The sequence below is a fragment of the Dyadobacter sp. BHUBP1 genome (assembly GCF_050587785.1).
Classification (GTDB): domain Bacteria; phylum Bacteroidota; class Bacteroidia; order Cytophagales; family Spirosomataceae; genus Dyadobacter.
Genome location: NZ_JBOBIH010000004.1, coordinates 185,055 through 199,392 on the forward strand (window position 1 = coordinate 185,055; position 14,338 = coordinate 199,392).

The 14,338-nt window shown below is 50.5% G+C and carries 6 protein-coding genes; 3 read left to right on the plus strand and 3 right to left on the minus strand.

The genetic code is table 11. From position 1 onward, the window contains the following. Positions 1–27: 27 nt before the first annotated feature. Positions 28–3,246, minus strand: a complete 3,219-nt coding sequence (locus tag ACQ4MZ_RS17370; RefSeq protein ID WP_430846709.1) for a SusC/RagA family TonB-linked outer membrane protein — start codon at positions 3,244–3,246, stop codon at positions 28–30. Positions 3,247–4,349: 1,103 nt separating this feature from the next. Between ACQ4MZ_RS17370 and ACQ4MZ_RS17375 the strand changes: the two genes are divergently transcribed. The 3 genes from ACQ4MZ_RS17375 to ACQ4MZ_RS17385 all read left to right on the plus strand — a co-directional run bounded on the left by ACQ4MZ_RS17375 (position 4,350) and on the right by ACQ4MZ_RS17385 (position 8,603). Further along, positions 4,350–4,898 carry a hypothetical protein gene (locus tag ACQ4MZ_RS17375; protein ID WP_430846711.1) on the plus strand — a complete coding sequence of 183 codons (549 nt, stop codon included), beginning with the start codon at positions 4,350–4,352 and terminating at the stop codon, positions 4,896–4,898. Positions 4,899–5,161: 263 nt separating this feature from the next. Continuing rightward, positions 5,162–7,516 (plus strand): TonB-dependent receptor domain-containing protein, encoded by a 2,355-nt coding sequence (locus ACQ4MZ_RS17380; RefSeq protein ID WP_430846713.1) that lies wholly within the window; start codon positions 5,162–5,164, stop codon positions 7,514–7,516. A gap of 151 nt (positions 7,517–7,667) precedes the next feature. Next, on the plus strand, positions 7,668–8,603 hold the full coding sequence (locus ACQ4MZ_RS17385) for an alpha/beta fold hydrolase (RefSeq protein WP_430846715.1): 936 nt from the start codon (positions 7,668–7,670) through the stop codon (positions 8,601–8,603). A gap of 93 nt (positions 8,604–8,696) precedes the next feature. Here ACQ4MZ_RS17385 and ACQ4MZ_RS17390 read toward each other — a convergent pair whose 3' ends face one another. Further along, entirely contained in the window at positions 8,697–10,457 is a 1,761-nt protein-coding gene (locus ACQ4MZ_RS17390) for a RagB/SusD family nutrient uptake outer membrane protein (RefSeq protein WP_430846717.1), read from the minus strand. A gap of 10 nt (positions 10,458–10,467) precedes the next feature. Beyond that, the gene (locus tag ACQ4MZ_RS17395; protein ID WP_430846719.1) at positions 10,468–14,103 is read right to left on the minus strand and encodes a SusC/RagA family TonB-linked outer membrane protein; all 3,636 of its coding nucleotides are present in this window, start codon (positions 14,101–14,103) and stop codon (positions 10,468–10,470) included. Between the last annotated feature and the right edge of the window lie 235 nt (positions 14,104–14,338).

Sequence of the window (14,338 nt, forward strand, 5' to 3'; positions counted from 1 at the left end):
CGAGACCGTCTATTGCATTTAGCCCGCTTAAAAGGATATATTGATCCCGATCGTGCCGATACGCTGCATAGGGTACTCGATCGTCGGCGTCCGGATCGTTTCAGGATCGAGCGGTTTGCGGATTTTCGAGAATTCGAACAGGTTCATTCCCGACACGAATACCTGTGCGCGCGAAATTCCGATCCTGCCCGTCAGATCGTACGGTAATGTGTAACTGAGCATGATATTCTTGGCCCGCAGGTAAGAGGCGTTCTGAACATACCTCGATTGCGGCAGAATGTTCTTTTTATCGCTGGTAGAAATGTGCGGAGCTGCGAAATAGGCATCCCGGTTGGTCTCCGACCACGTGTCGGTGATGTAATACTTTTCGACATGCCCTGCGTTGAAGGGGTAAAACCAGTTCCAGTTTCCGTTATTGGGCAGGTAATCCGCTTTCCCGATACCCTGGAAAAATGCGGTAAGGCGCAGGCCCTTGTAGCCGATGCTAGCATTGATCCCGTAGGTGTACCGGGGCGAGGAGTTGCCGATGATCTTGTAGTCGCCGGGGTTTCCGAGGGTGTTATTGCCTGAGCTGATGATGCCGTCGCCATTCAGATCGGCGTATTGAATGTCGCCCGCACGCCAGTTGTTGCCCAGTCGCGACTGGTTGGGGGCCGCAGCCACCGCATCGGCCGATTGAAATATCCCTACGGTTTGATACCCCCATATTTCTCCCAGTTTCTGACCTTCGTAGTAAATCCCGCTGCCTTCATTGGGCAACGCGCCGGAGGGGTTGCGGAACTTTGTGATGGTCGCGCTGGCATCGGAAAGGGCCAGGGTAACGTCGTAATTCCAATCGCTTTTGATCTTATCCCGCCAGGTCAGCGACAGTTCCCATCCCTTGGTGCGCAGGTCTGCGGCGTTTTCCTGGGGAGCCGTCGTGCCGAGAATGTCCGGATAAGCCACGTTCATCAGCATTTTTTTGGTGTCGCGGGTGTAAAGGTCGAACGACATATCCAGCCGGCTCCTTAAAATAGTCAGGTCAAGGCCGATGTTTTTGGACGTAACCGACTCCCAGGTGAGCGTCGGGCTCACCAGGCCGGCTGCCGAAACATAGGGAATCAGCGAGCCTGCAAAAATGTAGGGAGCTTGCCCCGAACCCATCGTTGAGACGGACGGGTAATAGATTTGAGCGCCGGTGCTACGGTTCTGGATGATCTGGTTCCCGAGTGTTCCAAAAGAGCCCCTCAGTTTAAGGTTATCGAGCCAACTGCTGGTGCCGCCCATAAACTTCTCATTGCTGACCCGCCATCCGGCCGAGAAGGATGGAAAAAAGCCAAACCGGTCGTTTTTAGGAAAGCGCGATGTGCCGTCATAGCGGCCATTGAATTCGAGCAGGTACCGATCGGCATAGTTGTAAGCCACCCGGTAGAATACGCCGCGTAATGCCACCTGCGACCGGCCGCCAAGCGTCTGCTGTGTGCCGGTGGTGGTATTCAGGTCGGGAACCTGAGGGGTGATCAGCGAACGGGCCTGAGCGGTAGCAGATTGGTAGTTACCCATTTCCTGGTTATAACCCACCAGCGCCATCAGTTGATGTTTGCCCAGATTTTGAAATGTATATTCCGCGAATGTATTGAGTACATAATACCGGTTGTAATCGTTGACATTCTTGATCCAGTCATCACCGCTGAAACCATAACTGATCGGATTGGCTTCTTTCAAATCCTGGGACACTATCTCCACCTTGCTCTGAACATCCTGATAGATATTATTGTAGATATTGTAAGAGAAATTCCCCGTGATCTTCAAACCGGGCAGGGGCGTGAGCACCGCCTCCTGCGAGAGCCACAGGTCGTTTTTGGTGAAGGTTTCCCGTCCGCCGTCGAGCAGGTAGGGGAAAAAGTTCGTTCCGCCGAAATACTTGCCGATCAAAGGCGCGTATTTGTCGTGATCTCCGGGTGTCATGTAATACGGCAAATCCGGAAACTGTATCGCTTGCAGCGGGTTCACCCTGGCCAGTGAGTTGATGTTTACGTCCCAGTTATAAAAGTGCGGCTTATCGCTGTTCTGAGAGTTAAAAACCACTTTTTCTGACAGATTGAGCCATTTGTTGACTTGAAAATCAGCTTTCATCAGGATATTATACCGCTTGAACTTCTCATTGTTGTAGCGCAGGTAACCATCCTTGCTATACCGTCCGAATGAAAAGAAGAATTTGGATTTCTCGCCACCGCCCGAGATCGACAAATCCTGCTGGTTGGTGGGAGCGTAATCAGTCATGATCTTTTCCTGGTAACGGTTGTAGCCGTAGTATTGAAGCGCGCCGTCCACGACGCCCCATTCGTTTTCAGGAATGGGGTTTTCCGAGTACTTTTTGACAGCCGCTACGAACTGGTCGTTGTAGCTCGGTGCGCCCAGGGTCCGGATGTTGGCCGCATTGCGGGCCAGCACGAACTGGTAGGGATCGGTCACCACATCCATGTTGAAAATGGGTTTGGCCAGGGAGAACTGGGTACCGAAATTCACCAGTACCTTCCCCGATTTGCCGCTTTTCGTAGTGACGAGCACAACCCCAAACGCCGCACGGGCGCCGTAGATGGCCGCAGCGGAGGCATCTTTCAGTACGCTGATGCTCTCGATGTCGTTGGGATTGATCCGGTTGATGTCCATCGGGACGTTGTCTACCAGGATCAGCGGAGCACCGCCGTTGATCGATTCATAGCCCCTGATATTAAACGTAGGTGATTGAGCGGGGTCTCCGTTGCGGACCGTAATGTTCAGGTTGGGTATTACGCCCTGAAGCCCCTCGCCGGTGTTGGCAATGGGGCGGTTCTCGATACGCTTCGCATCTGCCACGCCCACTGCGCCAGTGACGTTTACTTTTTGCTGGGTTCCGTAACCTACCACGACCACCTCGGTCATCAGGCGATCTTCGACCACCATATTAACGGTAATGCTCGTACGTTTGGCGACGAGGACTTCCTGAGTAGCGTACCCGACAAAGCTGAAAACAAGGGTTGGGTTCTCACCGGGCACATCCAGTTGAAATTTCCCTTTCGTGTCGGTGGTGGTACCGTTTGCCGTCCCCTTCACGACGACGCTTACACCAGGCAGGCCCGACCCCGATTCATCCAGCACGATTCCGGAGACGGGTTGTGCAGCGGCGCATACGCAGCAGGTCATGGCGACCACCAGGGCACACGCAAGCTGAGCAAGTTGTTTTCGGGCAAAATTAAGCGATGAGTAGAATTGTTTTTTTTTCATAAACTAGTTCGTTAGGTGTAGTTGAAAAAAAACTTGAAAAGCGTTTTCGCCGGTTTTGAATCAGGCGATTGCCCGAACGGAGCCTGCCGCGTTGTCGACTTGTTTCCTGTCCGGGGTCGGGACTTGGCAGCCAATAAATATGCAGTAGAAAGAGTCCGGTGGTACGCTATTTACTAATATTTTTTGTTGAAAAAAGCCAAATGTTGCATTCGCCATTACCTGGAAAATGGGGAGTGAACACGGGGCGATTCTGTTTCGCGGCAGCCCGACGCGGATATTGTTGTGAATGTGACCGAAATGGCAGGGCTTGCGGGAGAGGACTGTATGCCGTGAGGCAAACTTGTCGGTGACCCGCGGTGTAAAGTAGTCGGGAATATCTGGTCCGGTTACTTTCTGTTGATCATTCTTTATATCACCATACGAAAACCGTCAAAATGGTTACGAGTGGAAGCTTGTCTTTGAAATATTTCCAATAATCCGCCGGGTAATAAACGATCGTCTCTTTTCACTATTCTTAATATCAAAAAGATACAAATCTCTAAGCTTATGCCAGGAATAAATGCTTCGCATTTGTTGTAATGCATTTCGATAAAACCTGAGTTATAAAAAGAATGTTAGCTGGAATTATAATATTTAAATGGAGTAACTGATAAAACTTATTTAACGGTGTTTTCGCATGTTCGCTAGAATAATACCAGATGAATTATGAGTGTTTTAAGTTGCTGATAATCATTGAATTGTTCGATTTATTTGTGCCTATAAATTAATCTTCTCGTACTTTTTAATTTGTTTTTGTCATCTCATTTGTAGGCTATACCCAAAAATATATTGATGAAGTGTCTAAAAAATGCGAAGTATATCTATTGCATATTAGAAATAGTTTTCTTTGATATTGTAAGAATGTAGAAGTAATATATTGGTGTAATTTTGGTTACAAAAATATTTCAATTAGTTGTTGTAGTAATACAAAAACTAATATTTAGATTTATCGCAATATTTTATTGTTGAAGCTCTGGATATTTTAAATGCAATTTGTATTTAAAGTTCTTATGCTGATTAACATTTTCTCCCTTCTCTCATTTTAACCATTTAATTATTCAATCATGAAAAAGTTTTTTCAAACCACCGCCTCTATCCTTATTACTGTTCTGGCAGTAAACTTCGTAGCTACCGCTGGTACCCTTCCTGACGGTAAAGAGAAAGCAGTAAGCGTTACTTTTGACCCGGCTACCGGAATTGGCTTTGTAGGCAAGGGTGATGTGCAGCTCGCCTTCGGCTGGAATGATGCGGCGCTGCAGATTAACGCACCCGCCGTAACTTTCACTTATAATTCCACCGACTCATACGACGCGGTTTGCACGTGGGTTACTGGCGAAGGAACAAGAGGTGAGAAAACGCATAATGTAACCTTCAACAAAACGACCGTGGTCAACTCGACCATCGCTTACGAAGCGAGAAAAAACAACCTGGGCAAGATTACCGGTTTTAATTTGACTGGTTTGGGGACAGTTACGACAGATGGCGTGGTACCGGAAGTAGGCGGTGCGTGCTTAGGAGAGGGTGCCAACGGTACCTATTCTTCTGTAACGCCAACCGGCTCAACAGGTGGTCTTTATGTCAACTTTAACACTTCGAGTGTCCTGCTTCAATAATTCCTATTGAAAATGTCAGATTTGCAGCAGATCGCTAACGGGCGATAGGCGTCAAAACAGGGGCTGGTAATAACTGGCGCCTGTTTTGACATTGCAGCACATTCAGGCTTTCACACCATAGTTTTACATAGCCCATGCCATTCAATTGCGCCATAACATCTTGTGTCACAGACAAAATCAGAAGCATTGGCTGCGGGGTTCTTTTTTTTTGTATCACTTTAGTGGGATCGGTTAAGGGTCAAACGCCTGATCCGGTAGCTCAAATGCCTGTTTTGAGAATCAGCGGTATTGTTTGGGACTCGGCCGGGAAAGTTCCTATGAACAACGTTTCCGTGCTGCTGGGTAGCATCGGAACAGATTCGATGGTTGCTTTGGCATTGACCGACAAACAGGGAGCGTTTGTACTGTCAGGTCCGGGGGGCGGGCCCTATGAATTGCGAATAAGCTGTTTGGGTTACGGGTCCAAAGTTCTGCGTATACCCATGACCGCCAACAGTCACATTCGTTTCGATTCTTTGCAACTGTCGGCACGACCTGTCTCCCTCCATGAGGTTACGGTGACTACGCAAAAAAATCCGGTTCAATACGAAGCTGACAGGCTGATCTACACTGTTGCAAACGACCCGACCAACGCGAACCTTAATACCTTTGAGCTTTTTCGCAAGATTCCCATGCTCACCATTAACGGTGATGATGGCATTGAACTGAATGGCAGCAGCAGCTTTCTGGTATTATTGAATAACCGGCCCTCGTCGCTTTTTGTAAGCAATGTGGAAGAGGCGCTCAGAAGCCTTCCCGCGAACTCGGTAAAAAGTATTGAAGTGATCACGAGCCCGCCTGCCCGTTATGAGTCGGAAGGGATTGGCGGGATCATCAACATCGTAACATATCGCCGGAATGTAACGGGCTATTCAGGATCGGCCCGGGCAGGTTATTCAGCGCCGGGAGGGCCTGTAACCAGTGGCTCGGTACAAGCCAAAGCGGGGGGCCTGGGTTTTGCAGGAATATGGAGTCTTGCAAACAGCCGCCGCCCCACCACGACCAACTCCCTTGACCGGCTTGACAAACTTTTTGGTACTATTCTGCAACAGGCGGGACAAAATAAGGGGAACTACGAAAATTTGAATTTATCAGGCGAATTAAGCTGGCAGGTCGACGATCGGAATCTTCTAAACATTCATTACAACTCAACCCGTTCCACTAGCGAGAGCTTGTCGGACACGCGGGTGAATATACGGGACATGAGCGGAAAGGCCTTGCAATCGTATCGTTCCCTGAACACCTTTAATTCGGTCTCTCCCGGACACGACTGGGGTTTTGACTACCAGCTTGGGTTTAAGAAGAATAGCCAGCAGTTATTGACCTTTTCGTTTCGGGAGCTTGAAAACGAGAATAGTTCACATTCCCAAAATCGCATAGCAGAGAGGTTAAACGCCTATCTGAGGGGTGGAGTTTCGGAAAATAGCAGTCGTTTTACCGAGCGGACGGCTCAGATAGACTATGTGCAGCCTATTAAAAATCACTCTCTGGAAATAGGGTTGAAGACCATTTTGCGCTCCAATAACAGCAGTTATTTTTTTGACCACGAGTTGGCCGGTACCAGTCTGTTTACACGTGATTCCAGCCTGACCAACCAGTACGACAACCGGCAGACTATCCATGCCGGCTATGTGTCCGTTTCATTGAAATGGGGCCCCTGGTTGTTGAGGACGGGCACCCGGGTGGAGCAGACGAGGGTTGCGGCGAATTTCAGGACAACCGGTACCCTGGCCAATCAATATTATTTCAATGTAGTGCCAAATGCTGCCTTTTCACGAAAGTTTGGCACATCTACCAATCTGTCTTTATCGTATAATCAGCGGTTACAGCGGCCTAGTCTCTTTTTCATCAACCCATTTGTGAATAACCAGAATCCCTATAATATCTTTTACGGTAACCCCTCGCTCAATCCGACTGTCAGCCATGTAGTGAACCTGAACTTTAATACGTTTACAGGTAAAACCAATTTTTCGTTAAACCTCAATCACAACTTTACTAACAACGCCATTTTGCAGTTCACCACGATTGGTGCCGACACGGTGGCCCGTACTACCTTTGGTAACGTCGGGAGTGAATCAGGTTCGGGGTTGTCTCTGGGGATTAGCTCCACTTTTTTGGGAAAGCTTTTTATAAATCTGAACAACAGTATCAATTACCGAAGGTTCAGGAGCAGGACCGACCAAAGACAGACGTCGAGTGACGGACTGACGTACAGTAGCTTATTCAGCGCCGGCTATACCTTTACAAAATCGCTGCGCGCCAATGCAGCCGCATCCTATACTTCCGCGTCCCTATCCTTCCAGGCGCGGAGCATCGGTTTCTTTTCTCACAACCTGTCATTGAATTACAGTTTCCTGAAAGACAAAAAGGGGGATTTTACATTTTCCGCCGTAAGCCCGTTTATCCCAAGCCGTCAGAACCGAACCGTAACCGAAGTCAGCCAATTTTCGATGGTTTCTACCAACGCAATTATCATGCATCGTTACATGCTGACATTTACCTACCGGTTTGGGAAGCTCCAAGGCGGTTTCAAACGTAAAAAACGAGGTATTCTGAATGATGACCTGATGGGACAGTAGCGATCCGCTTCCACGGGGCCGGTCGGTTATACATTCGCCTTTCCCGACGGAGCTTCTGTGGGCTATTAGCCCCCCATCATTGCCGCAATTGCACCCCTCATTGCTTTGGAAGTGTGCCGAGATTTGTATCCTCACAAAAACTGATACACTCATGAACAAGCACATCCTTATCATCCTGTTGTCGGCCATTACCGTTTTCAACCTTGGTTGCCGGCAAGGTTCGAACGAAAAGCAGGACAATCCGGCCGCGCCGAAGGATTCGGTAGCCAGCGAGCCCGTCAAGCCATCCCAAAGCGGCTATGCCGACGTCAATGGATTGAAAATGTATTATGAAGTTTACGGCAAAGGCAAGCCTGTGGTTTTGCTGCACGGATCCTTTATGAACATTATTTCCAACTGGTCGCAAATTATCCCGATGCTGGCCGGCAGGCAGGTGATCGTAGCCGAAATGCAGGGGCACGGCCGCACCCGCGATATCGCCCGGTCATTGAGTTTCGAAGCCATGGCCGACGATGTTTCCGGTCTTCTCAAACATTTGCAAGTCGATAGTGCTGATATCCTTGGTTACAGTATGGGAGGCGGTGTGGCTTTTCAGTTTGCCGTGCGTCACCCCGAACAGCTCCGTAGATTGGTAATACTTTCAGGCGCCTATGCGCACAATGGCTGGTGGCCCGACGTCGAAGCAAGCTTTTCGACGACGACAGCGGATATGTTCAAAGGTTCGCCCATTCAAACCCAGTGGGATAGCCTGGGCAACGACCCAGCGAAGTTTCCCGAATTCTTCAAAAAAGTGATGAGTATCGACCTGAAACCTTATGACTGGTCGAAAGACGTAAAAAACATCAAAGCACCGATATTCATGGCCATCGGAGATGCCGACGGTGTACGGTATGAGCATGCTATTGAGCTATTCCGCGCCAAGGGCGGCGGCAAGATGGGCGATATGCACGGCCTTCCCAAATCGCGGCTGGCGATACTGCCAGGAACTACTCACATAGGAATGGTGGTACAGCGTCCCAATTGGCTTATTCCCATGATCACCGATTTTCTGGATTCCGACCTGAATCCCACTCCGCCGACATTCTGACATTATTGAGAATAGGGAGGTAGTAATCCCAAAGACCCGTTTTCACGTTTGCGAACGGGTCTTTGGGAATTGATAGAGCCAGTTTATCGGATATTAATCAATCCATCCCGGGTTTTGAACCAGGTTGGGATTCATTTGAATCTCGCCCGTAGGTATCGGCCACGTCATAAGGAAGTCTCCTTTATAAGAATAATCGCTTACGTTGGCGCCCCATATCTGTTTTTTGCCGTTTCCGGTATAGAACACTTTCTCGCCCCACGTTTTCCAGCGCAGTTCATCGAAGTAGTTAATGCCTTCGCCCGGCAGTTCGATCCTCCGTTCGTTGCGGATTCTTTGCCGGAGGTCTTCCTGGCCTTTTACCGCCGTAGCCGCATTCGAGTTCAGCAATGCGACCCCGGCCCTTTTTCGTACTTCGTTTACTTTCTCGATTGCCTCCGCAGTTGCACCGGCCTCGTTCAGTGCTTCCGCCCACATGAGCAGCACATCTCCATACCGGAGGATCGGGAAATCGGTTGGGCCGTAGTTGCGATCGATTAGTCCCGAAACGCCTTCAATCACGAACTTCCGGTAGAAATAGTAAAAATTGATCTGGGTATCGCTCTGGATATCACCACCCGTAGCGGCTTGTCCCCGGAACGGCCACCGCATCGTCTGCAAGCTCTCCACATCCGTAAAGTTGAAAGCGCCCCGGAAGGTGGCATAAGGGGTAACCACATTGGCCTGCAAGCGAGGGTCCCTGTTTTCATAGGCTTTTTTGATCCTTTCTTCATTACCCTGCGGCAGGTACAAACTCATTTTGGCCCCGCGAGCACTGGCAGCCGCATGTTCCTCTGCGGTGATATTGTTTCTCAGGAAAAATACCTCCCGCTCAGCCACCGTCAAACCCGAAAAACCCGGTATAACATCGTCCCACTTGAATGGGGTGCCATCGATATTCTCGTGAAGGTCCACCAGGTTCGGCGACGGCATGTAGTAGTTCCATCCGCGGCGAAATGCCGAAGGCCAGCCGATAAACAGTTGAAAGTTGTTTCCATACCCCTGCTCACCGCGGTGCTGGATAGAGAAAATCATTTCGGAACATTGCTCATTGGCCTCGGTAAACAGCGCTTTGTAGTCGCCGAACAATGCGTGCCCGGCATCCTTCACTTTCTGAAAATCGGCGGATGCTTTTTCCCATTGTTTCAGGTACATATACACCTTCCCGCGTAAAGCGTAGGCGGCCGCCTTGGTGGCGTGGCCATAATCGGCATTGCCGCTAGCGTAACGGTCGGGCAGGTTTGGTTCATTGATGCAATCGTTGAGATCGGCAAGCACCTGGTTCCAGACCTCGGCTTCGGTAGCCCGCGGTTTGGTCGCTTCCGTGGGCGTAAAGGGTTCGAGGTAAATCGGCACACCTTTGTACAGCTGGTTGAGCCGGAAATAGAAATAGGCCCGAAGGAATTTGCATTCAGCTAGGTAGCGCGCTTTCTTCTTATCGGTGGAAGGTGATTTTGCAGGAATATTTAAAAGGGCGTCGTTGGCCCGCTGGATGCCTTCATACATATGCTGCCACACTTTGGAAAACATCGCGTCGCCGGCGGTGATCGTGCCTCTCAGCAGCGGCTCGTCCCAGCGGCCTTGTCCGGTGTAGCCGAAGCGGTCGGTTTGGTAAAGCTCATGTACGGTAGTAAGTCCGCTGTGGCCCATTTCAAGCCTGAAAGTATTGTAAATGCCGGCTATCCCGAGGTCGGTCAGGTTATCGGTCGTCCACATGGTGGCATCGGAAACGGAAGAGTAGGGGGCTGTATCGAGCAAATTATCCTGGCAGCCGCCCAGGCTCAGGGCAATGATTATAGCAAAGAATTTTTTCATCATTTTTCTTCATTTAAAATGAAACATTCAACCCCAGCGAAAACTGGCGCATGGTCGGATAATTGGGGTTAGGCCCGATTTCGGGGTCCAATCCAGGAAACTTCGTAAGCGTCAGCAGGTTTTCACCTGCCAGGTAAACCCGCAGTTTGCTCATGGCCAGTTTGCTTGTCAATCGGCTGGGGAAGGTATAACCCAGTTGGAGGTTGCGGAGCTTCGCGAAGGAGGCATTGTACAAATAATAGTTACTCGTACGCCCGTTCTGCGCGTCCGTTACCCCTTTGAGCCGTGGGTAATGCCCGTTCAGGTTATTGGCGGGGTCACTGGCGTTGGACTCATTATAGTAATAGTGGTTGTCCGCCACCAGCGTTGGCACCGATTTTCCTTGCGCTACGATCGACTGGTTCAGGTAAATCGTGTTCCAATAGTAATGCATTCCGGCCGCACCCGACCAGATCATCGAAAGATCGAAGCCGCGGTACGACAAGTTGAGCGTCAATCCGTAGTTGATGGAAGGCGTAGCGCGTTTGCCCGTAAACTGCTGGTCATACACGTTGCCGTAAATGCCGTCGCCATTGGTATCCGCGTAGATTAAATCGCCGTACCAGATTTTGGTCGGGTCGATGCCGTCCGCGGGTTGAAATTTGTATCCGGCATCCACCATCCCGCGCAGCCAGGTCAGGTCTTCCGCCGTCCGGATCATCCCGTCGCGCGGGCCTCCGTTGACATCCAGTGAACCGTCGGAGTGGCGGTAATTACCCGAGCCCTTGTAAACCGGGTACAAGTAAAGCTCATTGATGACATGGCCTTCCAGGATACGTTCGGTACCGCCGGTCGACACCGTGCCGATATTGGACTGGTAAACGCGGTTGCCCGAAACATCCGCATATCCCTCCTGTAATTGGCCTTTATAGGTGTCGACACGGTTGGTATTGTAGGCAAAATTGCCCGATATCGAATATTGGAAATCGTTAATCCGGTCCTGGTATCCGAGGCTGAGTTCTATACCGCGTTTGGTCACTTCGGCGATATTCATCGTAGCCGGGCTGGCAGTACCTACAATGAGCGGGATATTGGGGGCGAAAAGGATTCCGTCCGTAAAGCCCTTGTACAAATCGAGTTCGAAATTCAGCTTCCGCCGGAGCGCAAAACCACTGAGCCCGATATTGGTCGTTGTGGTCGTTTCCCATCTCAGGTCCCGGTTGCCTGTTTTGGTTTGGGCGAGCCCCTTTATGGCCGTGTTATTGAAAGAGTAATTCACCGTGCCGTACGCGGGCAAATGATCGTAGTTGCCGGCTGCATTGTTTCCGGTCCGTCCCCAGGAAGCGCGGATCCGGATATCGTCGAAAATATCGGTCAGCGGCTGCATAAAAGCTTCCTCCGAAATGCGCCAACCTGCCGAGAAGGCCGGGAAAAAGCCCCACCGGCTCGATTCCCCGAAGCGCGACGATCCGTCATACCGGAATACTGCCTCGGCCAGATATCGTTTCTTGAAAGAATAATTGAGCCGCCCGAAAACCGATTTCAGCCCGTAGTCCGTTTCGTCTCCATTGATGCCCGTCATGGTGGTGCCTGAATTCAAAGTAGTCAGGTCGGGATGCGTAAGGCCCTGCTTGGATGCGTCAAAGTTGTACTGGTTGAAATATTGCTGGTTGTACCCCACCAGCGCACCTATCTCGTGATGGGTAAATTCCCTGTTGTACCGGAGCACATTATCCAGGATCAGGTTGCGGCTTTTGTACAACGAGTACCGGGTGGTCATTTGGGCAGCGGGTTGTGCTGCGGTACTTAGCGTATTGGTCGCGAAGTTCCACTTTTCGTATGGAACCGGGTGCGTATTGTTCTCGGTGTAGCCCTGGTTGTAATGCACTTTGGATTCAAATTCCAGCCCTTTGAAAAGGTCCAGCTTCGCAAACAATGTGGTATTGATCCGGCTTACCCGGTTGTTGCCGCCCTGGCTGTATAGCCAGGCAATCGCGTTGTTGGCAGTTGCAGATTCCTCTGCGGCTGCGGGAAAGCCATATTTGCCCTGATAAACCGGATAAACACCCGGTACGGTCTGGGTAAGGTAGGAGTAAGCGGTGCCCACGTCGGCTACGCTGGTATTCTGAAGGTCGCCGAAAGTCTGTGTTCCCACGGTCAGGAATTTGGCCACTTTGGATTGCAGGTTGATCCGCATCCGCACGTTGTCGGCGCCCGTTTCAGGCATGGTTCCCGGGTTGTTGAGATAACCCACCGAAAACAGATACTGCGTGTTTTCCGAGCCGCCGTTGAGGGTCAGGTTATGGTTTTGCAAAAGCCTGCGCTCTCCGAACAGAACCTTTCCCCAGTTGGTATTCGGATACGCCACACTGTTCGGAATGCCCTGGTCGGTTAATGCGTCGGGATTTGCTTTGGCCGCTTCCCATTTTTCGATCGTAGGATTGGAATACACCGAGGCCTGCCCCAGGTTGTTGAAACCCTCGTTGACCAGGCGCATGTGCCGGGCATAGTCGGTCACAAACTCCGGCACGTTGTTGGGCCGCAGGAGGGAGGTCATCACCGTGTAGTTCACGGAGGTTTTGCCTTTAGTACCCTTTTTTGTCGTGATCAGGATTACACCGTTGGACGCAAGAGAGCCATAAATAGCCGCTGTGGCCGCGTCTTTGAGTACGGAAATGCTTTCCACGTCATTGGGGTTCACCGCGTCCATGGAACCTACCACGCCGTCGATCACGACCAAAGGAGAGGTGCTGTTCAACGTGCCCGTGCCGCGTATGCGTATGCTCGATCCGTCCGCACCCGGCTTACCCGTGGTTGCCTGCACATTGACACCTGCTGCTAACCCGGCCAGCGAAGAAGACAATGTCGAAGCCGACCGGTTTTCAACAGACTGTGCATTGATGGTCGACACGGAGCCGATTACGTTTCCTTTTTTCTGGGTACCGTATCCTACTACTACCACCTCATCCAGGCTCCGTTCATCCACTTTCAAGGCAACCTCGATCAGTGTCTTGTTTCCTATCGCCTGGATTTCCCTACTCACATAACCGACAAATGAAAATACCAGCACTGCATTTTCATCCGGTACATCCAGGCTGAAATTTCCGTCCCTGTCGGAAGTAGTGCCTTGCTGCGTGCCTTTGATGATTACGTTGACACCCGGGAGTGGTTCGCCCTTTTCGTCGGTCACTTTTCCTTTCACGGGCAGGGTTTTTGGGCGCTGTTCCGGCAAATCTTTGCTCAGACCACTGGCCGGTGCGCCCGCTTCTTTTCCGTTCTGCGGATTTTTAATGATATACACCATACTACCGGTGTTCATATACGTCAAATGCAGCGAGCCGAGCATCCTGTCGAGCAACTCCGTTACCCGGTAGGTTCCCTTGCCGACGACAAAGCGGGCTTCGCTGTCGACCTGGTTCTCGATAAAAGCGAAACGAAGCGGGGTTTGCTTCTCGATTTTACGGAACAGGTCCCGCACACCTTCGTTTTTCAACTGAATGGTAACCTGCATCTCGGCCAGGGGCTGCGCCTCGGAAGGCCGGGCGGCCATGAGCTGAATGCAGCTTACTGCGATGATCAAGTAGGATAAACCTAAGCGCATAAGAAATCGGAGACCGGGCTGATGGTTGGAAAGTGCATACCTTCCCCCGATGATAAAGTTTTTGTACATTTACCAGACGTTTTTAGTGATAGCCAATTATTAAAAGCGACACCCGTTCGTTACGCCTAACTTGCGGGTTAAAAAGCCTTTCGGTTCCCGCCGAAGGGCTTTTGCTTGAATGTGGTTCGAATTTTCAGGCATTGAGACAACACTCAGCCGTCTCTGGGGAAAATCGTAAGATCTGATCCGTACGACATTGTTTTCAGGGTTTAGTAATCATAATCGGGATTCCTACCGGCATTTG